Genomic DNA, 22,953 nt, shown 5'->3' on the forward strand with positions numbered 1-22,953 from the left:
GTCTGTCAAAGCTAGGCGACCTGCTCGGCCTCGGTCGGCTCAAGGTAGAAGCCGTGGTCGTACAGATCCGCTACTCGCGCCATGTCGTCGGCGGTCAGCTCGGCCTTGTCCGACGCGGCGGCAAACTCTTCGAGCTGCTCGACGTTATAGATGTTCGGCAGCGCCACGGCACACATCGGCGTTTGCCAGATGAACTTGAGCGCCGCCTGGCCGATCGTGAGGTCGCGGTCCTCGTGCAGGAACGTCAGCTTTTCGAGCTTCTTGAGGCCGTTGATCAGCCACTCTTTGGGCCGGTGCATGCGGTGATCGTTCTTCTCAAACTTCGTCTCGGCGGTGTACTTGCCCTCAAGCATGCCGCTTGAGTGCGGCACTCGCACCAGCAGCGCGACGCCCTCCTCCTGCGCTACCCGCGACAGCTCGCGTCCCGGCTCCTGCTCGAGCATGTTGTAGATCATGTGCAGGCCGTCGATCTTGCGCGTGCGCATCGCCTTGACGCCCTCATCGAGCCAGCCGATCGCCGGGCCGAGCGCCACGCCGAACGCGCGGATCTTGCCCTCGTCTTTCAGCCGCTCCAGCACATCCCATAGCGCGTCGCTGTCGATCGCGTCCATCTTGGTGTTGTGCGCCTGCCAGAAGTCGATGCGATCGGTCTTGAGCCGTCGCAGGCTTTGCTCGACGCTGAAGCGAATAAACTCAGGACGCCAGTCCTGCGGTCGCTCCTGCTGGCCGCGTCGCTCCTTGTGCTCGTACCAGTTGTAGCCGCCCTTGGTCGCGATCACGATCTTGTCGCGCACGTCGCCCAGCGCCTCGGCGACGATCTCCTCGCCGAAGCCCTCGCCGTAGGTGTCGGCGGTGTCGAAGAAGGTCACGCCCAGGTCGTATGCCCGCCGCAGCAGATCGATCCCCACCTGCTTATCGTTGATGCCCCACCACGTCGTGCCGACGGTCCAGACGCCGAAGCCAAGCTGTGAAACCTCTATGCCGGTCGTGCCAAAGGGTACGTATCGCATAATTACTCCTTCGGAGGAACAAAAGAACAAGCGAACAAGGGAACAAACACAGATGACGTTCTTCCTATTTCTATTCCACCCTGCTTTGTTCCTTTGTTCTAAGCCACTGTGCCTTGCTCTTCTGCAACAATCTCTCGAATCTCCGCCACCTGCCGCGCGTACTCGTCATCGCCAAGCACAGGCGTCATGCCGTCCAGCGCGATCGGCTCGACCAGCTCGATCCACGATTTGCAGCCGCCGTACTCGGCGCGATACGCGATCGTGTGCGCGCGCGGCAGCCTGTAGGCTCGCAGCAGCAGCACGTAGAGCGGAAAGCGCGGCTTCCAGCCGAAGCGCTCGGCGGCAAACTGCTCGTTCCAGATGTGATGCGGCAGCAGCGCCTCGACGGTTTCTTGTTCGCTGACCTGGAAAATATCGGTGATGCGCGCCCACGCGCCGATGCTCACCGTCTCAGGATGCCAGCCCGACGGCACCGGCTGTACCAGATCGGCGTACTGCGGCTTGAGCAGATGCGGCTGCTGATGCTCGTATGTCGGGTAGAGCAGCACCTCGTCGTACGCCACGCGAAAATGCTTGCCTTCCTCGCGGATGCCGCCTTTGCGCAGCAGCAGGATCGTCTCGCCGCGCGCCAGCGCATCGGTCGCGACCGCCCACTCTTTGAGCGCGTGAATAGCAGGGTTGATCATCGCTGGTACCTGTCCTCGTGCAGCCACCGGGCTACCTCTTTCGCATAGTAGGTTAGAATCAGATCCGCTCCGGCGCGCTTGATCGACAGCAGGCTTTCGAGCGCGACCTGCCGCTCGTCGATCCAGCCGTTCTGCGCCGCCGCCTTGATCATCGCGTACTCGCCCGACACATGGTAGGCGGCAGTTGGTCGGTCGAAGCGCTGGCGGATGCTGGCGAGCACGTCCAGGTAGGGCAGCGCCGGCTTGACCATCAGCAGATCCGCGCCCTCGGCGGCGTCGAGCGCTACCTCAAGCAGCGCCTCGCGGGCGTTGGCCGGGTCCATCTGGTACTGCTTCCGATCGCCAAAAGCGGGCGGCGAGTCGGCGGCCTCGCGGAACGGGCCGTAAAAGCTCGACGCGAACTTCGCCGCGTAGGCCATGATCGCCACGTCGCGCGCGCCCACCCGATCCAGCTCCTCGCGGATCGCCGCGACCGCGCCATCCATCATCCCGCTCGGCGCGACGATGTCCGCGCCCGCCTCGGCATGGGAGGCCACCACCCGCTGCAACACCTCGACCGTCGTGTCGTTGACGACGTAGCCGTGCTCGTCGAGCAGGCCGCAGTGACCGTGATCGGTGTACTCGCACATGCACACATCGGTGATCACCACCAGCTCGGGCACGGCGTCTTTGAGCGCGCGGATCGCCTGCTGCACGATGCCGTCGTCGGCGTAGTTCTCGCTCCCAGCGGCATCTTTGGTCGCTGGCAGCCCGAACATGATCACCGCTGGAATGCCGAGCGTGGCGATCTCCTCGGCCTGACGCGGCAGCAGGTCTACCGACCACTGGTGCTGGCCCGGCATCGAGCTGATCGGGCGCTGCTGCTTCTGCCCGTGGACCACAAAGAGCGGATAGATCAGATCATCCGGTGTCAGCGCCGTCTCGCGCACCATCCGGCGCAGTGTCGGCGTGCGGCGCAGGCGGCGCGGACGCAGCGTTGGAAAACTAGACATAGCTTCGTTCCTCCGAAGGCGCGGCACCCAGCGTCGCGATCAGCGCGCTCATCAGCCCATCGATCGTATATTTCTCGGCCTCGATCGTCACCCTGAGGCCAAAGTCGCGGGCGGTCTGCGCCGTGATCGGGCCGATCGCCGCGATCGTCACCGGCTCCAGCAGCGCGCGCGCCTCGTCGTTCGCCACGCCCGACTGTTCCAGCCGCGCAAAAAAGTTCGTGACCGTCGACGAGGATGTAAACGTGACCGCATCGATCGCCCGGTCACGCAGCATCCCCACGACGCTATCGTTTCGAGCTTCGTGTTTCGGGTTTCGAGTTTCGAGGCCCTCACCATGCCCGGAGGGCGCCCGGCATCTTAGTTCTTGGTTCTCTTGTTCTTCCCCCGTTCCCAGCACCGTCCGATACGCGACCACGTTATCGACGTGCGCGCCTTTGGCTTGCAGACCTTCGGCCAGCGTCTCGCGGGCAATATCGGCGCGCGGCAGCAGAATGCGCTGGCCCGCGACATCGCCGATCTGCTCGATCACCGCCTCGGCCACGAACTCGGTCGGCACGAACGTTGCGCGCAGCCCGGCCTCTTCGAGCGCCTGCGCCGTCGCGGGGCCGATCGCGCCGATGCGATGGTGATGCAGCAGCGACGGCTGCATGTCGAACGTTCGCATGCGATCGAGCATGAAGCGCACGCCGTTGACGCTGGTAAAGATGATCCAGTTGTACTCGTCGAGCTTGGCGAGCGCCTGATCGAGCGGCGTCCAGTCGGCGGGCGGCGCGAACGCGATCACCGGATACTCGATCGGCTGCGCGCCTGCCTCGCGGAGCCGGGCGCTGAGCGCGCTGGCCTGCTCGCGGGCGCGCGTCACGATGATGCGCCTGCCGCGCAGCGGACGATTATCGAACCAGCGCAGGCGCTCGCGCAGCCGCACCACATCGCCGACTACCGTAATCGCGGGCGGCTTGAGCGCGGCGGCGGCTACAGCGGCGGCGATCGTCTGGAGCGTGCCGGTGACAACCTGCTGCTCCGGCTTGGTGCCCCAGCGGATCACCGCTACGGGCGTGTCCGGCCTGCGCCCGTTGACGATCAGCTTCTCGGCGATCTCCGGCAGATTGCCGACGCCCATGTAGAACACCAGCGTATCGATCGCCGTCGCCAGCGTGTGCCAGTTGAGCGCCGTTTCGGGCTTGGCCGGGTCTTCGTGGCCGGTGATGAACGCGACCGACGAGGCCAGCTCGCGATGCGTCACCGGAATTCCGGCGTAGGCCGGCGCGGCCACGCCCGCCGTGATGCCGGGCACAACCTCCCACGGAATCCCGGCCTGTTGCAGCACATCGGCCTCCTCGCCGCCGCGACCGAAGATGTAGGGATCGCCGCCCTTGAGCCGCACCACGCGCCTGCCCGCGTGCCCGTGCTCGACCAGCAGCGCGTTGATCTCGTCCTGCGAGAGCGTGTGCCGTCCCGCCTGCTTGCCGACGTAGATCCGCTCCACGTCGGGGCGGCAATGTTCGAGCAGCGCGGCATTCGCCAGATAATCGTAGATCACCACATCGGCCTCTTGCAGCCGCCGCAAGCCTTTGACCGTGATCAGGTCGGGATCGCCCGGACCGGCTCCGACCAGCGAAACGAAACCTTGTCTCGTCATGGATTAATCACAATCTGTATCAAAACCATGGTACGTTCGCGGCGGCTCCACGGCGGGAACCGCGCGGCTCAGCCGCTCCAGAATCGCCGCGCCGCCATCCGCCAGCAGCGCCTCGGCCAGCGTCACGCCGACCGTCGCCGGATCGTCGAGCGCTCCCGCGCGCTCGCCACGCACCACCAGCGCGCCGTCGGGCGTGCCGATCAGCCCGTGGAGCCGCACCTGCCCGTAGGCGATCGTCGCGTGCGCCGCGATCGGCACCTGGCAGCCGCCCTCAAGCCGCGCGAGCAGCGCGCGCTCGGCCCGCACCGCGATCTCGGTCGCCGAGTCGTTGAGCGGCGCGAGAAGCTGGCGCACCTCGGCGTCGTCGGCGCGGCACTCGAGCGCCAGCGCGCCCTGCGCGACCGCAGGCAGCAGCAGGTCGGGGGTGAAGATCTCCGTCACCACGGCGGAAAGATCCAGCCGCTCCAATCCGGCGGCGGCCAGAATAATCGCGTCGTATGCTTCGGTCTGAGCCTTGCGCAGCCGCGTATCAACGTTGCCGCGCAGGTCGATCACCTGCACGTCGGGCCGCAGATGGCGCACCTGGCAGGCGCGTCGCAGACTCGACGTGCCGACGATCGCGCCCTTTGGCAGTTCGCGCAGCCGCAGGTTGTGGCGTGAGATTAAAACATCGCGGGGATCGGCGCGGCGCGGGAAGGCCGCGAGAGTCAACTGCTCCGGCAGCGCCGAGGGCAGATCTTTGCAGGAGTGAACCGCGAGATCGGCCTGCCGGTCGAGGAGCGCCTGCTCGATCTCTTTGACGAACAGGCCCTTATCGCCGATCCGCGACAGCGCCCGATCCAGCACCAGATCGCCTTTCGTCTGGATGATTCGCAGCTCCACATCGAGGCCGGTATGTGCCTCCCGCAGCAGCGCCGCGACCATCTCGGCCTGCGCGAGCGCCAGCTTGCTCCCGCGCGTCGCCAGCACGAGCTTACGCATCGACGTTCTCCAGCCCAAAGAGATCTTGCAGCGCCGTTGCGTAGGCCAGCGCCGAGCCGTCGCTGCTGTGCGCTTTCAGGCGCACCGTCGGCTGATGTAGCAGCTTGTTGACAATGCCCTGAGTCAGCGCCTCGATCGTCTGCTGCTCGCGCTCCGAGAGCGGACCCAGGCGACGCAGCGCCTTGGCGACCTCGTTCTGGCGGATGCGCTCGGCGTGCGCGCGCAGCTCATTGATCGTCGGCACGACCGCCCGCGTGCCAAGCCAGCGTATAAACTTCTCGGTTTCTTCCGCGACGATCGTCCATGCGGCGTCAAGCTCGCCTCGGCGGCGCTCGATGTTGTCGGCGACGACGCTGTGCAGATCGTCCACGTCGAAGACATGCGCGCCCGGAATCTCGGCTACGTCCGCGTCGATGTCGCGCGGCACCGCCAGATCGATCAGGATCAGTGGCCGCCCACCACGCGCATCCAGCGCTGTCAGCGCGTGCTGCGCATGGATCACCGTGTGCGGCGCGGAGGTCGAGGAGATCACCACGTCGGCCTCGACGATCGCGGCCTGAAGCATATCGAAGGGCAGCGCCCGCCCGCCCCATTGATCGGCGAGCTGCTGGGCGTGCTCGACCGTGCGGTTGACCAGCGTGATCGTCCGCGCGCCGTTGTCGAGCAGGTTCTTTGCCGCAAGCTCGCTCACCTTGCCGCTGCCGACCAGCAGCACATGCGCTGTCTCAAGGCTGCCCAGCAGGTTGCGCGCCAGCTCGACGCCCGCCTGACTGACGGATGCCGCGTGACGGCTGATGCCCGTCTCGGTGCGCACACGCTTGCCGCCTTCCAGGGCATTGCGGAAGAGGGTGTTGAGGATCGGGCCAAGCGCCTGGTGCGTGGATGCGTGCTGCGCTGCCGCGCGCACCTGGCCCTGGATCTGCGGCTCGCCCACGACGATCGAGTTGAGGCCGCTGATGGTGCCGAAGAGATGCGCCACCGCCGCCTGATCGACGTGGATGTACAGCGCATCGTCGAGGCTGTGCTCCGGCAGGTGATGAAACCGATGCAGGAAGCTGCTCACGCCAGCCGCCGCGTGTGGATCGTCGGCGACGCCATAGATCTCCACGCGGTTGCAGGTCGAGAGAATCGCCGCCTCGTGCAGCGGCGCACCGGGCGCGGACAACAGCGCCTCGAACGCCGCCGCGAACTGCGATGGCCGGAAGGCCACCTGCTCGCGCACCTCGACCGGTGATGTGTGATGATCAAGCCCGATAACAAGAATGTGCATGGTCGTATCTATCTACGAATATGCCAGAACGCCATCAAATGCTATTGCTCGGACAGCTCGGCGATTAACGCTGCGATATAGCGCTCAAGCCGGTCGAGGTCGTCGCTACGAACCCACTCCAACACCTCGTCGCTGACCAGCGCCCGCCACAGTCTCGCACGTGCCGCCGCTGGCAGCGTCGATCCGATCTCGCGGCGCAGCGCTCCCAGCCGGTGAGCCAGCACGCCGTACTCAGGGCCGAAGGTTGCTTCGAGCTTGCGCCGAATATGCGCCGCCAGCGCGGGACTATCGCCGCCGGTTCCAACTGCCAGCAGCACATCGCCGCGCATCACCGCGCCGAGCGTGTGAAACGTACTCTCTGCGGGATCGTCGGCGATGTTACATAACATCCCGTGCTGCCGCGCTTCTTCTGCCACCGCCGCGTTGACCTCGCGCCGGTCGGTCGCGGCGATAGCAAGAAAAGCGCCGGAGAGATCGCCTGAGGTGTAGGGCCGCGCCACATGGACGAGCTGCCCGGCCTCGCGCCACTCCGCGATCTGCGGCTGCGCGTCGGGACTGATCACGATGACACGTGCGCCGCTGTCGAGCAGCGCGCGGATCTTGCGCACCGCGACCTCGCCGCCGCCCACCACGACGCACTTCACGCGGTCGAGCTGCGTCAGCACGATTGGGTAGGGCCGGTTGCGCGCCTCGTCCATCTTAGCCTTCCGCTCCTGGCGCTGCCGCGGTCTGCGCGTGCGCGTCCATCATCGCCCGCAGCACCTCATTGAGCAGGTCGTTGATGCGCCGGACGATCGCCAGGGTTTCGTCGCGATCGAGGCCGGTCGTCTCAGGCAGACTAAACACGGTTTCGAGCAGCGAGTCGCGGAAGAAGATGAAGGCCATCACCGCATCGGGCAGGCTATGGCCGGTACGCGCCATCATCTCGCCGTACTCGCGGCCTAGCCGCTGCGCGATCTCGCGCTGCTCCGTCGTGGGCGTCCGCTTGCCGATGAGCTGCGTCGTCAGCGCGACCAACTGCCGCCCCGACTGGCGCTGCCGCTGCCGCTCGTCCTCGCCGATACCGCGCGCCCAGTTCTGCCCAAGCGCCCCCGGAAGCTCCTGGCGCGTACGCTCAAGCGCCTCGGTCATCAGGTACGACGAGAGTCCGGCGCCGCGCAGCGGCGTCACCTGGAGCATGCGCTCGATGTCGGCGTGCGAGAAGCGACGATGACCGCCGGGCGTGCGAAAGATGCGCACCTTGCCCTCATCGCTCCACTGCCGCAGCGTCGCGGGGTGTACGCCGAGCAGCTTGCTGGCCTCGCTCAGCGTGAGCCAATCTTGCTCATGTGATGGTGATTCTGCCATAAAAATCTACAGAAATCTACAGGCAATTTTGCTTTTCTACGTCCTTGTGGAGTATAGCACAGGTGAGAATCATATTCAAAACGTTCTGAACCCGATACTGCCCTACCATTTCAACCTGAGGCGCGGTCGGGTCTGGGGCGAGTCTGCCAGGACCTTTGTTGGCGGCGTGCCGGTGCCGGGTTGGGGTATAATGCGCCCACCTGGGGACGGATATGCAGGCGATGCAGGATGCGCTGCGGGAGAGACATCGGCAGCCCTGGATCTGCTGCGCAGGTCCACGATCGTTACGACAAGGGCGTCGGCGAGGGAGCTTGCTGACGCTCTTTTTCTTTGCCTCCAGGTAGAGAACAACGCGCCGTCAGGCCGGGCGTGTAGGGTGTTCCCCATCCTCCCTTTGCTCCGCCTGACGGAGCAAAAAGAAACAGGAGAACCAGGGACCGGAAACTTGGAACTCGAAACTTGGAACTTGAAACCAATGAGGAGCATAATCATGGCTCGTATTCTTGTAACGGAAAAGATCGGCGCGGAGGGCCTGGAGGCGCTCAAGCAGGCGTTCGATGTCGACATGCGCCTCGATCTCACGCCGGACGCGCTGAAGGATGTGCTGCCGAGCTACGATGCGCTGGTGGTGCGCTCGCAGACCAAGGTGACGGCGGACGTGCTGGCGCACGGCACGCAGCTCAAGGTAGTAGGGCGGGCCGGGACGGGCGTGGACAATATCGACCTCGACGCGGCGACACGCGCCGGGATTCTGGTGGTGAACGCGCCCGCGTCCAACAGCATCGCGGTGGCTGAGCTGACGATCGGGCTGCTGCTGAGCATGGCGCGCTGGGTGCCGCAGGCGCACGGCTCGATGCAAAACGGCAAGTGGGAGCGCGGCAAGTTCATGGGCTGGGAGGTGCGCGGTAAGACGCTGGGGCTGCTCGGCTTTGGCCGGATCGCCTCGGAGGTGGCGCGGCGGGCGCGAGCGCTGGAGATGCATATTCTGGCTTACGATCCGTTCATCTCGCAGGAGCGCGCCCATCAGCTCGGCGTGCAGGCTGTCACGCTCGACACGCTGCTGCGCGAGTCCGACATTGTTTCGATCCACACGCCGCTGATCGAATCGACGCGCAATCTGCTTAACGCCGAGCGGCTGGGGCAGATGCGACGCGGCGCGTATATCGTCAACTGCGCGCGCGGCGGTATTATCGACGAGGCCGCGCTTTACACCGCGCTCGAAAGCGGCCAGATCGGCGGCGCAGCGCTGGACGTGTGGGCCAAAGAGCCGCCGGTCGATAATCCGCTGGTCAGCCATCCACGGGTGATCGCGCTGCCGCACCTTGGTGCCTCAACCGAGGAGGCGCAGGCACTGACGGCGGCGGACGTGGCCGAGGGCGTGCTCGATGCGCTTCAGAATCGCACGCCGCGCTATGCCGTGAATGCGCCGTTTGTCGCGCCGGAGGCCTGGCAGGTGGTCGCGCCCTACGTCCGGCTGGGCCGCCTCCTGGCGCGGCTGGCAACGCAGCTTGTGCAATCGCCCGCCAGCACCTACGAGATCGTGTATAGCGGCGAGTTGGCGGAGACGACGACCGAGCCGATCCGCCTGGCGACGATCGCCGGCCTGCTCGAAGGCGTGAGCGAGGAGCGGGTCACGCCCGTGAACGCGGCGCTGCTGGCCCGCGAGCGCGGATTGGTCGTCAACCAGCGCACGCAGCCTGAGGCCGAGCGCTACGCGGCGCTGCTTGAGCTGCGTGTCACGACCAGCGACGATCGCGTCCATACCTTTGGCGGCACGGCGGTGCAGGACGAGCCGCATATCGTGGAGGTCGATGGCTACTGGCTCGATCTGGTGCCGTCTCAGGCGATGCTCTTCACCTTCCACCAGGATCGTCCCGGCCTGATCGGCCACGTCGGCACGATCCTGGGCGAGGCCGATATTAACATCTCGTCGATGCACGTGGGTCGGCAGACGCCGCGCGGCCAGGCGATCATGGTGCTGACGGTCGACGAGCCGGTGCCGGGCGAGGTGCTGCATAAGATCGAGGCCGAGACGAACATCGATCGGGCGTTCAGCGTCCAGCTCTAGCCCGCTGCCATGATCGGCCCGCCCTGCTCGCGGCGGGTGCGGGCTGCGCTCCTGCTCCGCGCCCGCCGCGTTGACGTTGCGTGGTACCATATGCAGGCGGATCGCTTTGCATCAGGCAGCTTCCTGCTGCTCCTCAAGTTTAGGTTGTGCAACCTCGCGATACGGAATCGCGTACAACCCATTGCCCGCACCCGACAAACGAAGCATAACAGGCCCCAAATCAAGGAGTACCTGTGCGTCCACTACGACTAGCGATCACAATTGGATACCTGCTGCTGGTCATCGCTACCGCCGCAATGCCGCTGCTGGGCTGGCAACGACCATACGCGCCGCTGTCGGTGCTGCCACGGCCCGCGCCCGTTACGCTCACGATCGTCTATGGCACCGAGAAGCAGCGCTGGCTGGAGGATGCGGCGGCGGCCTTCGAGGCGAGCGGCATCACGGCCAACGGAGCGTCGATCGATATTGAGCTGCGCGGCCTTGGCTCCCGCGAGTCGATGCAGGGATTGCTCGACGGCTCCCTCAAGCCCGATGTGTGGAGTCCGGCCAGCGATCTGTGGCTGGCGCTGCTCAACCAGGAGTGGCAGCAGCGCGCCGGTCGTCCGCTCGTTCCCACGAGCGGCAGCGACGCACCCCAGATGTTGGTGCTGACACCCATAGTGCTGGCGGCGTGGCAGCAGCGCGCGGCGGCGCTCAGCGACGGCGGTCAGAGCGCCTGGCAAAACTTACACGCCTCGATCGTCGCGCCTGAGGGCTGGGGCGCGAAAGGCCATCCCGAATGGGGCACGGTCAAATGGGGCCATGCCACGCCGACTGTCTCCAACAACGGCCTGCAAGCGCTGCTGCTGATGGCCTACGACTACCATCGCAAGAGCAGCGGCCTGACCGTCGCGGATGTGCAAGATCCAGAGTTTCTGGGCTGGCTGAGCGAGATGGAGCGTGCGGCGTCGTTCAACGACAGCAGCGCAACGCTGATGAACGACATGATCGCCTTTGGCCCGTCGCGGTACGATGCCGTGGCGACCTACGAGAATCTGGCGCTTGCGCAGATGGCGAATGCCCGCAGCCGATGGAACGATAACCTTGTGCTGATCTACCCGCCCGCGAACCTGTGGAGCAACCACCCGTACGCGATCCTTGACGCCGAGTGGGTCACGCCCACGGATCGCGAGGCCGCCCGCCAGTTTCGCGATTTTCTGCTCAGCCGTGCGCAGCAGGAGCAGGCCGTTCAGCTCGGCTTTCGTCCGGCGCTCCGCGATGTGCCGCTGGATGGCGCTGCCTCGCCGTTTACCCGCAATGCGTCGGCGGGGGTGCGGCTGGATGTGCCGACGCTGGTGGAGGTGCCGGAGGCCGCCGTGCTCGACGCGCTGCTCGACGCCTGGAAGCGTGCTGCTCAACGCTAAGGAGATACTATGATGAAACCAATCCGCTTACTGTTGCTACTGGCGCTGCTGCTGACCGCGTGCGGCCCGACAACCGCGTCTCCCCCCGGCGAGGCCAGCGAGGCCCCCGCCAACGCCGTCAAGATCACGCTCGCGTACTCTCCGGAAAAAGAGGCCTGGCTGAATGATCGGCTGGCTGAGTTCAACCGCAGCGGCGCGAAGGTCAACAATCGTCCGATTTTCGCCGAGGGCGTCAACAAATCGTCGGGGGCGGCGCGCACCGAGATCAAGCAGGGCTCGCTCCAGCCGACGATCTGGTCGCCGTCGTCGAGCGTGTGGCTGGAGGTGCTCAAGCAGGAGAGCGGCAATCCCAACGTAGCCGTGTCGAGCCGCCCGATGCTGCTGACGCCGGTGGTGATCTCGATGTGGAAGCCGATGGCCGAGGCGCTCGGCTGGCCCAACAAGCAGATTGGCTGGAATGATCTGCTGGCGCTGGTCAACGAGCCGGAGGGCTGGGGCAAGTACGGGCATCCTGAGTGGGGCCGCTTCTCGTGGGGCCATACTGATCCTGAGATTAGCACCACCGCGCTGTCGACGGTGCTGGCCGAGTTTTACGCCGCGACCAATAAGTCGCGCGGCCTGACCGAGGCCGACGTACAGGCGGAGTCCAGCCAGAAGTTTCTGCGCGATCTCGGCCTGGCGATCAAGCACTATGGCTATAATACGCTGGTCTTCTCCGAAAACATGAAGAAGTACGGCACGTCGTATATCTCGGCGTTTCCAATGGAGGAGATCACGCTGATCGAGTTCAACAAGAGCGCGCCGCCAACGCCGCTGGTGGCGATCTATCCGCGTGAGGGCACGTTCTGGCACGATAATCCCTTCATCGTGATGGCCTCCGCCTCGCAGGAGGAGCAGCAGGCCGCCCAGCAGCTCTTCGATTTTCTGAACTCGCCCGAAAGCCAGACCGCCGCGATGCAGTTCGGCTTCCGCCCGGCCAATACGGCGGTCGCGATCGGCGATCCGATCTCGCCGCAGTTCGGTGCTGATCCGAACCAGCCGCAGACGCTCCTTGAGGTGCCGCCGGGCAATGTGCTGGTGGCGGCCAAGAACGCCTGGGCCGCGAACCGCAAGCGCGCGAATATCGTGCTGGTCGTCGATACCTCAGGCTCGATGCGCGGCGATAAGATCGAAGAGGCCAAAGCGGGGCTTGAGCTATTCCTCAGCCGCCTGCTGCCAGAAGATCGCGTCGCGATGGTGACGTTCTCGGATACCGCTGAGGTAGTCGTGCCGCTCGGCGTGCTGAGCGAGAACCGCATCCAGCTTCAAAGCGCGGTGCAGAATATCGAGGTCGAGGGCAAGACCGCGATGTACGATGCGCTGCGCGAGGCGCGCAAGGTGCTGGAAGCCGACATCGACGATCGCAACCGGATCAACGCGATCGTGCTGCTGAGCGACGGCGAAGATACCGCGCAGACAAGCACCTTCGAGGATGTCAGGGCCGACTACAACGAAACCGACATCTCGATCTTCCCGATCGCCTACGGCGAGGACGCTGCCAAGGATGCGCTTCAGCAGATCGCCGATTTCACCCGCACGATCGTGATCTCCGGCAGCACGGGCGACATCAACAAGGTCTTCGAGAATCTGAGCCGGTATTTCTGAGCTTTATCGTGTGCTGTGGCGGCGCGCTCAGAAGCGCCGCTGCGGCCATCGTGGAAGTGATATGCGCGTTTCAATTGTCACCGCCGCAACCCGTCCGCTGAATCTGCTGATCGCGCTGGTCGCGATCGGCGCTGGCCTGACGATCGCGCTCTGGCTGCTGCCAGTGGGCTTGCTCGCCTACGCGGCGCTGGTCGCGCTGACGGTGCTCGATCCCAAGGCCGCGCAAAAGGCCCAGGCTCGTCCGCGCGTGCTGCGTCCGCCGCGCGGCACGCCGTTCCAGGCGCAGCTCGACGCTATCGCGCGGGTCCAGGCCCAGATCGCCCAGTCGGTCGCATCGACCGAGGGGGCGCTGCGCGCGACGCTGGAGCGGGTGACGGGCCAGGTGGATAGTATCGTCGAGGAAGCGTACGCGCTGGCGGTCAAAGGCCAGACCGTCGTCTCGTACCTGCAACAGACCAATACGTCCGAGCTGAATGTGCAGCTGGTGCGGCTCGACAGCCAGATCAAGACCACGCACGATCCGATGCTGCGCCAGCAGTATCAGGAAACGCGCGACGCGGTTGCCGAGCGGCTCAACCATGCGCAGGCGCTCGGCACCTATCATCAGCGCATCGTCGCGCAGCTCGAAAATATCTGCGCCAATCTCGATAATGTGCTGGCTGAGACGGTGCGCCTGCGCGCCGCGCCCGCCGTGGATGCCACGATTAGCACCGACAGCGTTTCCTCGCGGCTGGCCGATGTGCGCGCCGATATGGATGCGCTGGGCCATATGCTCGATAGCGCGCTGACTGGCGTGACCTGAGATGAACACGACGGCTGCTGGTATCGAGCCAGCAGCCGTTGCGTCAAGCGCTTCTCCATAGGAGCGCCGCTACACGCCGCAGCCGCCGCTCAGCACGCCTGTCACCTTACTCCCCTGCACGCTGTATAGCTCAGCGCCGCTGCCTTCGTAGTATCCCCAGTTGACCATAATCTCCATCGTGCCATCGCCGTTCGCGTCCACGATCGCGGGGACGCTAAACGTGTTGGGCGCGATGAAATCCTCGGCTTTGGGATAATAGTTCTCGTCGATCGGAATCGTCTGGACCTTGCCATTGATGATTTTACGGAGCACGACGAGCGAGTAGTCGCCTGCGCTAGCTGAAGGCAATTGGGAACTAAACCGTGTGGCGCTGATCACAACCTCATCCACGCCGTCGCCCTCAAGGTCGATCCGCACGATCTTAGTGATGCGAACATCAGGATTGGCGATGCCGTGCGCCCTGAGAATGTCGGCGACAGCCTGGCGATAGACCGCAGTATTGGGGCTGTGCAGACGCGGCTTGCGTGGCAAAGGATTGTGGGTTCCTCCAACCGCGACGAACTCAGCCGCCGAAGGGTAAGGCTTGAACTCGACCTGCCACATATCGGGGCAGATGACCTCCACTGCTTTCGCCTTGCCTGTGCTGGTGCCGATCTGCCCGGCAGTGGTGTAGATCCGGTAGCGCTGATTGCCGCGCAACTGCCGGGCCGTGGTCGCGGCGTCGATCCACTTTCCGTTGACTGATCCGCCCAACAAAAAGCCGCCGCCAACGATCGGTGTGATACGCGGCGCGGCGGCGATCGGTTGGTGTAGGGTGGTCAGCAGCAGCGCCGCGAAAATCAACCCCGCCAGTCTTGTCAGCATCGCCATAGATCGTTCTCCTTAAGAATTGCTGAGATGAGTATAGGATTGTGGAGCGGTCACTGGAATGACCAGGGTGTGAAAAATATGTGATGACGTTCGCGCGCCGCTCTATGACTCGTGTTTGTGGTCTGGGTGGGGAACAGACCGGACTAGCAGCACATACCAGCCGTAGCCGAGCAGCGCGCCGACGACGTTCAGGATAATATCGTCCACATCGGCGACGCGGCGGGCGAGAAACCACTGCGCTACCTCGATCGACGTACTGGTGAGCAGGCCGCACAAGACGATCCCGCTCGCGCTGGCGCGTCTGCTGACGGCTGGCACGAGCAAGCCGAGCGGCGCGAACGCGGCGATGTTGCCAAGCACGTTGACGTTGAGCAGCCAGCCGCCGCGCCGGATGCCAGCCAGGATACTTTTGAATGGGATCAGATTGACGAGCTGGGCGGGCTCGCGCGGGTGCGGGGCCATTGTCAGGCCGAGGAGCACGAGCAGGTAGAGCAGCAAGAGCACCGCCGCGACGAGCGAACGGCGCGCCGCCCGATGAGCAACGCGCCGTGGTGCTGGCTCGTGAGCCTGCGCCGACAAGCCTAGCCGCCTGTCGGCTGGTAGAGGATCTGGAACTCGCCGCGCTGCGCGCCCGTAGCTCGCACGCGGTAGCGGAACTCGCCCGCCGCGTTGGTCTGCACCTGGCCGGGCCGCACCTGCTCCTGAGCCGTCCCCTCGACCGACAGCACCACGCTGCCGCGATCGTCGAGCACCTCGATCCGCATCTGGCCGCGCTCGTTGCGCGCAAAGACCGTCAGATCGAGCGTCTGGCCCGGAAAGTTGGTCTGTACGATGCGCGTATCGTTGCCCTCGGCGCTCACAAAGCTGACGTACACGTTGCCGCCCTCGCCCGTGCTATCGGCGGACTGGTTCGCGCCTGAGATCAGCAGGCAGCCGGTGAGCGAGAGAACAGAGAACAAAGCACAGAGAACAAAGCATAAGCGACGAACTGCTCTCTGTGCTTTGTTCCTTGTTTGTGGTACGTGACTACGCATAGCTTTCGGGCTTGCCTTCGGCGTTGAGCGTTTCTTCTTCGGGCACGGCCTCCACGCGCTCTGGATCGCGGCTGGTGATGCGCAGGTCGGTGTCGCACTTGGGACAGACCACCAACGAGCCGACCAGCATGGTGAAGCTCAGCATCAGTTTTTGCCCACAGACCGGACACGCTAGCATAGTTGCTCCTTAGTCTTCAAACAATGCATCGACAAAGGCATCGGGATCGAAGATCGCCACATCGTCGACCTTCTCGCCGGTGCCGATGTATTTGATCGGTCGCTCGATCTCCTGCACCATCGCGAAGGCAATCCCGCCTTTCGCCGTGCTGTCGAGCTTCGTCAGCGCCAGATGCGTCACATCGGCGGCCTCCATGAACGCGCGTGCCTGCTGGATACCGTTCTGCCCGGTGGTCGCGTCGATCACCAGCAGCACCTCGTGCGGCGCCCACTCGACACGCTTGCGCACGATGTTTTTGATCTTTTGCAACTCCTGCATCAGGTTATACTTCGATTGCAGGCGGCCCGCCGTGTCGATGATCAGGATGTCGGAGCTGCGCGCGTAGGTTGCCTGCACGGCGTCGAACGCGACCGCGCCCGGATCTGCGCCCTGGCCCTGGGTGATCACCGGCACATCGATGCGCTCGGCCCAGGTCTGCAACTGCTCGACGGCGGCGGCGCGGAAGGTATCGGCAGCGCCCAGGATCACGTTCTTGCCCATCTCGCGCTTGTAGCGGTTGGCGATCTTGGCGATCAGCGTGGTCTTGCCAGCACCGTTGACGCCGATCACCAGCACGACGTACGGCTTGGTCGAGCGCTCGGAGTACTGCGGCGTGTCCACCTTGAGCAGCTTGACCATCTCCTGCTTGAGCAGCGCGCGGGCCTCGCTGGCGCGGCGAACGTTGTTGCGCTCGACTTTCTTTTGCACGCGCTCGATCAGATGGAGCGTCGTGTCGATGCCCACATCACCGGCGATCATCAGATCTTCCAGCTCTTCCCACAGCTCGGGCGTGATCGGCTCGTCGGCCTTGAAGATCTCGGAGATGCGCCCGAACATGCCCGACCGCGTCTTTTGCACGGCGGCGGTGGTCTTCTGCACCTCGCGCTGAATCTCCTGCTCGTCGCGCTCCTCGCCGCCAAAGAAGCGGCGGAGGCCACCGCTGGCACGGCGGCGCTCCGCCTCGGCCTGCGCGATCCGCTGCGCCTCGATGTCGATCTCGTCTACCCGCCGAAAAAGCTGTGTGGTCGGCTGGGGCGCTGGCTCTACAGGCTCTTCGGCCTGCGGCTGCGGCGGCTTCTCTTCCTGCTCCGGCTTGCGGTCATCTCCTCCAAAAAATCGTCGAAACATACCCGTCCTTAGATGCGCTCACCCACATCCGCTGGCACGATCGGCACCTGTGTGCCCTGAGCGGATGCGGGCGCTGTCGTTAATCATACATATGTTGCACGCGGCTGATGGCCCGTACCTATGAATGATACCATCTACGGCCCGTCGCTGCGCTATCCCCAGCCGAGATCCTGCGACTGATCAGGTGCCGCGCTGCCGCCTTCGCCGCTCATCTCTTCTTCGAGCATCTGATCGACCATCTCGTCCCAATCGTCGCCCGCCTCGTCGCCCAGCTCTTTGCCCATCTTCTTGGCCCAGCGCGCGACCGACGCCGGATCGTTTTCGTCGAGGCCGCCCAGCGTGGACGGATCGGAGAGCGACTCAAGCCGCGCCTCCTCCGATTGCACGACGGCAAAGCGCGACACGGCCTTGCGCACATCGGCATGGCCGCAGCGCGGACAGGTCAGGCCAGCGGGCGCGCTGAAGCCGCTGACGAGCTTCTGGAAGCGACCGTTGCAGTTGGCACAGATATATTCGTAGATCGGCATTGGCTCGATACTTTCTCCGGCAGGCGCTAGCGCACGACCTCGTACACCAGCGGCGGCGGCGCTGGCGCATCGGCGGTCAGGTGGAACGCGGCCCGCACGCGATCGTGGACCCGCCCAACGTCCTCGATCCGGCTGGCGTGGATCGTCGCCAGCGGCGCGCCCTGCGCCACGAACTCGCCGACCTTATGCTCCAGCACAATGCCGACGCTGTGGTCGATCGGATCGTCTTTTTTCTGCCGCCCGCCGCCCAGATCGCCAACGACGAGCCCAAGCTCCAGCGCGTCGATCCGCGCGATGTAGCCGTCATGCGGCGCGTAGACCGGCTCGACGACTGTGGCCTCAGGCAGCAGACGCGGCTCGTCGATCACGCCGACATCGCCGCCCTGGTTGGCGATGAACGCCCTGAAGACGCGCCAGGCCGCGCCGCTCTCAAGCGCCTCGCGGAGCTGCGCCTCGGCCTCGGCTGCGCTGGACGCTGTTCCGGCCAGCAGCATAAGCTGCGTGCCAAGCGCCACACACAGCTCGACGAAATCGGAGGGGCCGTGCCCATGCAGCGTCGCGATTGCCTCTTTGATCTCAAGCGCGTTGCCGATCGCGTGGCCGAGCGGCTGATCCATCGAGGTGATCACCGCCGCGACCTTGCGACCGGCGTGGCGTCCGATCGCGACCATGCGCTCCGCCAGCGAGCGCGCATCGTCCACGGTCTTCATGAACGCGCCCTGGCCCGCCTTCACGTCCAGCACGATACAGTCCGCGCCCGCCGCCAGCTTCTTGCTCATCACGCTCGCGGCGATCAGCGGGATGCTCTCGACCGTGCCGGTCACGTCGCGCAGCGCGTAGAGCTGCTTGTCGGCGGGCGCGAGATCGGCGCTCTGCCCCGCGATCACCAGGCCAACGTCGCGCACTGCCTGCCGAAACTCGTCGATCGACAGATCGACCCGAAAGCCGGGGATCGACTCCAGCTTGTCGAGCGTGCCGCCGGTAAAGCCCAGTCCGCGCCCCGACATCTTGGCGACGCGCAGGCCAACGGCGGCGACGAGCGGCCCTAGCACCAGGCTGGTCTTATCGCCGACGCCGCCCGTCGAGTGCTTGTCGACCGTGCTCGGCGCGACATCGTGGAGATCGAGCATATCGCCAGATCGGGCCATCGCCAGCGTCAGATCGGCTGTCTCGCGGTCGTCCATGCCGCGCAAGAGCACCGCCATCGCCCACGCCGCCATCTGGTAATCGGGAACGTCGCCGCTGGTGTAGTGCTCGATCAGCCAGGCGATCTCCTCGCCGGTGAGCGCTCCGCCGTCGCGTTTTTTGATGATCAGGTCAACAGTATGCATACATGTAAGAGCAAAGAACAAAGAACAGAGAAGATCGCATTTGTTCTTTGTTCCGTTGTTCTTTGTTCTCTAACTATTCCGCAACTCGCCGATGACGCGCGGCAGCCGCAGGAGCAGATCCCCTGCCACCGCGCCCGCCTCGCCGATCTCACGGCGAACGAGCTGGCCTGCCTGGGCATGGAGGAAGACGCCAAGCCGCGCCGCGTCGAATGCCTCGACGCCCTGCGCGATCAGGCCGCCGATCACGCCCGCCAGCACGTCGCCGGTGCCTGCGGTTGCCAGCGCCGGATTGCCAGCCGGGCCGATGCTGGTCTTGCCGTCGGGCGCTGCGATCACTGTCTCCGCGCCTTTGAGCACGACGATCTGCTGCCACTCCTGGGCCGCCCGCAGCGCCGCGCCCGCGCGATCGGCGTTGACCTCGCCCGGATTCTCAAGCTTGAGCAGACGGGCCATCTCGCCAGGATGCGGCGTGAGCACCAGCCGCCCGGCGGGCACTTTCGTCCACCACTCGTCGATCTCGCTGAGCAGATTCAAGCCATCGGCGTCCAGCACCAGCGGCGGTAGCTCAACCTCGCCAGGCTTCTGCTCCTCGGCCTTTGTCTCGGTGCTCTCGGCGGCAGGGGTGGCGCGGCGGAATCCAACGCTGCCGCCGGTCTTGCGGGCGCGCTCCGCTACCACGGGTGCGGCGGCCTTCAAGAAGCCGACGCCGCCCGCCGTTTTCGATGCCTCGATCTTGAGCAGCCGCTCTAAAAACTTTCTGGTTTCTTCCTCGCGGCCCAGGCCCGGCCCGACCACCAGCGCTTTGTAGCCCTCAAGGTTTTGCAGCACTTCCTGAGCTGCGCTTGCGCCGAGCACGCCCCAATCCTCTTCGGGCAGCGGCAGGAAGGTCGCCTCGTGCAGCGAGGCTGCCAGCGCGCCAAAGATCGAGCGACCGCACGCCAGAGTTGCCAGCCCGACGCCAGCCCGCAGCGCGCCGCTGGTGGTCAGAAACGCCGCGCCGGGGTAGCGCCCGGCTCCGGCCACAACCATCACTTTGCCGAAGGTGCCCTTATGTGAGTCTGCCGGACGTGCAGGAAGCAGGGCGCGTAGCGCCTGTGGATTAAGCGACTCCGCCATTCTTGTCTCCTCGTGTGTATCAGGTAGGCCAATCGGCACGCAGGTGACATCGCCCGAATAGCGACGCCCCGGCTCGCGTAGATGCCCGTGTTTACGAATCCCGGTCGCGATCGTGACATCCGCCATCAGCGCATGGCCCATCACCGCGCCGCTATCGGCGTTGATGCCGGTCGGCACGTCGATCGCCACCACCAGCGGCGAGCTGCCGGACCGCGCGGCACGCACGCCGTTGATCGTCTCGACCATCTGCGCGACGGGCGGCTCCAGCGGTCGATCGACGCCCATGCCGAGCAGCGCATCCACGACCGCCGCCGCGCGCTGCGCTGCCTGCCGCAGCGATTGCCCCCCGTGGTCGGCCTGCGCTTGCAGCTCAGGAATGCCGCGCTCACGGCAGGCACGCCACGGCTGATCGTCGGCGCGCTCCCGGCGCTTCCAGATGTACAGCGCGACTTTCGCGCCCGCGTCGTGGAGATAGCGCGCAGCAACCAGCCCGTCGCCGCCGTTGTTGCCCGGCCCGACCAGCACCAGGATGCGCGCGTCGCGTACCGCTTCGAGCCGCCGCATGACCTCCTGGGCCACGCCGCGCCCGGCTCGTTCCATCAGCTCGGCCCAGCTTACGCCGCCGGCGACCGCTGCGGCTTCGAGCTGTCGTGTTTCTTCAACCGAAGCAACGGTGATGTTCTGCATAGTTGCGCGTCAAAAAAATACTCTGTAGCCCATTCTACCACAGCCCGATCAACACAACTTTAACAGGAAAACAAAGAACAACGGAGAAGAACACAGGAGCAGAGGGAGAACCGAGAACCAGGCACCGCACACAGATGTGCCCCCTCTCCTATGCCAGGAGAGAGGGCGGGCGACAGACCGGGTGCGGCCATCGCCAGGCGCAGCGCAGGCCGGGGATGTGGGGTGGCCGCACAATGCTTGTGTTTGCCTGGTGCGCTACGGCAGGATCAGATGCAGATCGCCGAACTCGTGCCACAAGTATCCCTCGCGCAGCGCCTCGGCGTATGTCACCTGTAAATGCTCGATCCCGGCCAGCGCTTCGAGCATTGCCAGATGGGTCGCGCGCGGCTCGTGCAGCCCGGTCAGCAGCCCGTTGATCGCGCGAATGCCCCGCTCCGGCGTGATGATCTCGCGGGTCCAGCCCTCGCCGGGATGCGTCACGCCGTCGACGTCGGTTACGGTTTCAAGCGCTCGTACCACCGTCGTTCCTACCGCGATGACGCGCCTGCCCAGGGCGCGCGCGCTATTGACGGCGCGGGCTGTCTCGACCGGCACCCGATAAAATTCCTCGTAGGGCGGCTCGTGATCTTCCAGGCTGGCAACGCCCGTGTGCAGCAGCAGCGGCACGATCTGCACGCCGCGAGCCACAAGCCGCGTCAGCAGCTCCGGCGTAAAGGCCCTGCCCGCCGAGGGCATCTCGGCGCTGCCGACCTCGGTCGCGTACACCGTCTGATAGTACTCGGTCGGCCAGTCCTGATTGACGTAACCGTAGCGGATCGGGAAGCCGTAGCGCTCAAGGTACGTATGCAGCGGACCGGGCAGATTCAGCGTCGCGATCCAGAGCCGTGTCGGGCCGCCGCGATATGCCGTGCGGTCGCTCAGGTACGGCATGTGCAGCGTTGCGGTCGCGCCGTTGGGCAGCGCGAGCGTCTCGCCAGCGCTCGCATCGTAGAACGCGACGGTCGCGTTGTCGGCGGGCAGCCGCACCTCGACGATCCACAGATCGGCGGGCAGATGCGTCGAGAGATGGAGCTCGACCGCCGTGCCATCCGCGCGGCGCGCATCGATCGCCGCGTTCATCGTGCCGCTGGTGTTGATCGCCAGCACGTCGCCTGCGTGCAGGAAGCGCGGCAGATCACGGAACTGCGTGTGTATGACGCGATCGTCGGCGTGGTACGATACCATCAGTCGCACCTCGTCGCGGGCCAGACCGCGCGCCTCAGGCGGCGCGCTGGCCTCAAGCTCCGGCGGCAAGGAAAAATCCAGGCCGCCGACGTTCGGGATCGCCGAGGTGGACAGTCGTCGCAGGACCTCGTTCTTGCTCGACACGGCCATCATGCGGCCACCTCCTCCGCCAGCGCCCGCGCGGCGTAGCGTCCGCTCGGCTGCGCGCCCTCCAGCAGCGCGATCAGACCGGGCACGCTTGTCTCCGGCAGCGGTCGATCGCTGATGTCCTCGCCCGGAAACGCATCCTGATGCATCTGCGTGCGCATATCGCCCGGATCGACCCAGTAGATGCGTAGCGCTGGGTTTTCGGCAGCCAGGATCGCCGAGAGCTGCTCCAGCGCGGCCTTGCTCGATCCGTAGCCACCCCAGCCAGCATACGGCTCGACCGCCGCGTCGCTGGTGATGTTGATGATCCGCGCGTCCGGCTTCAGCGTCGGCTGCACAGCCTGAAGGATACCCAGCGGCGCGATCACGTTGGCACGATAGACCTGCTCCAGCACGTCGAGCGGATAGCTCAACAGCTCAGGCTGCGGGCTGGGGCCAAGGATGCCCGCGTTGTTGACGACCGCATCCAGCCCGCCAAGCGATTGGGCGGCGGCGGCCAGTGTCTGGCGGTGAGCCGGATCGGTGACATCGCCGGGCAGCGCGATCACCTGCGTATGGGCGGCAAGCTCGGCGCGCGCGGCTTCGAGCGTCTCGGCTCCCCGCGCATCGAGGATGAGAGTCCAGCCACGCCGTGCCAGCTCGCGGGCGAGTGCCAAACCAAGACCGCGCGACGCGCCAGTGATCAAAATCGTGCGAGAGTTTTGCGAAGTCATCGGGGTTCCCTCCGTCTATCAAAAGGATCTGTGATCGTCTTGCTGATTCGACTATACGCCGCCGCGCCGCGCGCCACATTAGGCGATTGGTCGGTCTGCTGCTCGTCAAACCGTCCA

The 22,953-nt window shown here is 65.3% G+C and carries 22 protein-coding genes; 4 read left to right on the plus strand and 18 right to left on the minus strand.

The window, feature by feature from the left end:
• Positions 1-11: 11 nt before the first annotated feature.
• From VFZ66_04335 to VFZ66_04370, 8 genes are all read right to left on the minus strand, one after another.
• Positions 12-1,010, minus strand: a complete 999-nt coding sequence (locus VFZ66_04335) for an aldo/keto reductase (GenBank protein ID HEX6288392.1) — start codon at positions 1,008-1,010, stop codon at positions 12-14.
• A gap of 98 nt (positions 1,011-1,108) precedes the next feature.
• Positions 1,109-1,696, minus strand: coding sequence for a DUF1802 family protein (locus VFZ66_04340; protein ID HEX6288393.1), 588 nt, complete (start codon positions 1,694-1,696; stop codon positions 1,109-1,111).
• On the minus strand, positions 1,693-2,688 hold the full coding sequence (gene hemB, locus VFZ66_04345; protein HEX6288394.1) for a porphobilinogen synthase: 996 nt from the start codon (positions 2,686-2,688) through the stop codon (positions 1,693-1,695). The genes VFZ66_04340 and hemB overlap by 4 nt, the downstream gene beginning before the upstream one ends.
• Positions 2,681-4,327 (minus strand): uroporphyrinogen-III C-methyltransferase, encoded by a 1,647-nt coding sequence (gene cobA / locus VFZ66_04350; GenBank protein ID HEX6288395.1) that lies wholly within the window; start codon positions 4,325-4,327, stop codon positions 2,681-2,683. Before cobA ends, hemB begins: the two co-directional genes overlap by 8 nt.
• Positions 4,328-4,330: 3 nt before the next feature.
• A complete protein-coding gene (gene hemC, locus VFZ66_04355; protein ID HEX6288396.1) occupies positions 4,331-5,308 on the minus strand; it encodes a hydroxymethylbilane synthase in 978 nt (325 codons plus the stop codon).
• Complete coding sequence (locus VFZ66_04360; protein HEX6288397.1) at positions 5,301-6,578, minus strand: glutamyl-tRNA reductase; 1,278 nt, start codon at positions 6,576-6,578, stop codon at positions 5,301-5,303. Before VFZ66_04360 ends, hemC begins: the two co-directional genes overlap by 8 nt.
• Positions 6,579-6,619: 41 nt before the next feature.
• Positions 6,620-7,276 (minus strand): bifunctional precorrin-2 dehydrogenase/sirohydrochlorin ferrochelatase, encoded by a 657-nt coding sequence (locus VFZ66_04365; protein HEX6288398.1) that lies wholly within the window; start codon positions 7,274-7,276, stop codon positions 6,620-6,622.
• A gap of 1 nt (position 7,277) precedes the next feature.
• A complete protein-coding gene (locus VFZ66_04370; protein ID HEX6288399.1) occupies positions 7,278-7,925 on the minus strand; it encodes a helix-turn-helix domain-containing protein in 648 nt (215 codons plus the stop codon).
• A 490-nt stretch (positions 7,926-8,415) separates the two neighbouring features.
• On the opposite strand from VFZ66_04370, the gene serA reads away from it, so the two are divergent.
• The 4 genes from serA (at position 8,416) to VFZ66_04390 (ending at position 13,842) form a co-directional block, all read left to right on the plus strand.
• Positions 8,416-9,993 (plus strand): phosphoglycerate dehydrogenase, encoded by a 1,578-nt coding sequence (gene serA, locus VFZ66_04375; GenBank protein ID HEX6288400.1) that lies wholly within the window; start codon positions 8,416-8,418, stop codon positions 9,991-9,993.
• A 233-nt stretch (positions 9,994-10,226) separates the two neighbouring features.
• The gene (locus tag VFZ66_04380; protein HEX6288401.1) at positions 10,227-11,396 is read left to right on the plus strand and encodes a substrate-binding domain-containing protein; all 1,170 of its coding nucleotides are present in this window, start codon (positions 10,227-10,229) and stop codon (positions 11,394-11,396) included.
• 9 nt (positions 11,397-11,405) lie between these two features.
• A complete protein-coding gene (locus VFZ66_04385; GenBank protein HEX6288402.1) occupies positions 11,406-13,040 on the plus strand; it encodes a VWA domain-containing protein in 1,635 nt (544 codons plus the stop codon).
• 61 nt (positions 13,041-13,101) lie between these two features.
• Complete coding sequence (locus VFZ66_04390) at positions 13,102-13,842, plus strand: hypothetical protein (protein HEX6288403.1); 741 nt, start codon at positions 13,102-13,104, stop codon at positions 13,840-13,842.
• Positions 13,843-13,911: 69 nt separating this feature from the next.
• Here VFZ66_04390 and VFZ66_04395 read toward each other — a convergent pair whose 3' ends face one another.
• From VFZ66_04395 to VFZ66_04440, 10 genes are all read right to left on the minus strand, one after another.
• Positions 13,912-14,712, minus strand: coding sequence for a hypothetical protein (locus tag VFZ66_04395; protein HEX6288404.1), 801 nt, complete (start codon positions 14,710-14,712; stop codon positions 13,912-13,914).
• Positions 14,713-14,814: 102 nt separating this feature from the next.
• Positions 14,815-15,291, minus strand: a complete 477-nt coding sequence (locus VFZ66_04400; protein HEX6288405.1) for a VanZ family protein — start codon at positions 15,289-15,291, stop codon at positions 14,815-14,817.
• A gap of 2 nt (positions 15,292-15,293) precedes the next feature.
• Complete coding sequence (locus VFZ66_04405) at positions 15,294-15,671, minus strand: hypothetical protein (protein HEX6288406.1); 378 nt, start codon at positions 15,669-15,671, stop codon at positions 15,294-15,296.
• A gap of 67 nt (positions 15,672-15,738) precedes the next feature.
• On the minus strand, positions 15,739-15,924 hold the full coding sequence (locus VFZ66_04410; GenBank protein HEX6288407.1) for a hypothetical protein: 186 nt from the start codon (positions 15,922-15,924) through the stop codon (positions 15,739-15,741).
• Between the two features lie 9 nt (positions 15,925-15,933).
• Positions 15,934-17,091, minus strand: a complete 1,158-nt coding sequence (ftsY, locus tag VFZ66_04415; protein ID HEX6288408.1) for a signal recognition particle-docking protein FtsY — start codon at positions 17,089-17,091, stop codon at positions 15,934-15,936.
• 152 nt (positions 17,092-17,243) lie between these two features.
• The gene (locus VFZ66_04420) at positions 17,244-17,618 is read right to left on the minus strand and encodes a zinc ribbon domain-containing protein (protein ID HEX6288409.1); all 375 of its coding nucleotides are present in this window, start codon (positions 17,616-17,618) and stop codon (positions 17,244-17,246) included.
• A 26-nt stretch (positions 17,619-17,644) separates the two neighbouring features.
• Positions 17,645-18,949, minus strand: a complete 1,305-nt coding sequence (locus VFZ66_04425; GenBank protein HEX6288410.1) for a thymidine phosphorylase — start codon at positions 18,947-18,949, stop codon at positions 17,645-17,647.
• A gap of 69 nt (positions 18,950-19,018) precedes the next feature.
• Positions 19,019-20,752: an NAD(P)H-hydrate dehydratase gene (locus tag VFZ66_04430; GenBank protein HEX6288411.1), complete on the minus strand. Its 1,734-nt coding sequence runs from the start codon at positions 20,750-20,752 to the stop codon at positions 19,019-19,021.
• Between the two features lie 255 nt (positions 20,753-21,007).
• A complete protein-coding gene (locus tag VFZ66_04435) occupies positions 21,008-22,129 on the minus strand; it encodes an S-adenosylmethionine:tRNA ribosyltransferase-isomerase (protein ID HEX6288412.1) in 1,122 nt (373 codons plus the stop codon).
• Entirely contained in the window at positions 22,126-22,836 is a 711-nt protein-coding gene (locus tag VFZ66_04440; GenBank protein HEX6288413.1) for an SDR family oxidoreductase, read from the minus strand. Before VFZ66_04440 ends, VFZ66_04435 begins: the two co-directional genes overlap by 4 nt.
• Positions 22,837-22,953 lie beyond the last annotated feature (117 nt).

This window comes from Herpetosiphonaceae bacterium (assembly GCA_036374795.1).
In the GTDB taxonomy this organism is placed as follows: domain Bacteria; phylum Chloroflexota; class Chloroflexia; order Chloroflexales; family Kallotenuaceae; genus LB3-1.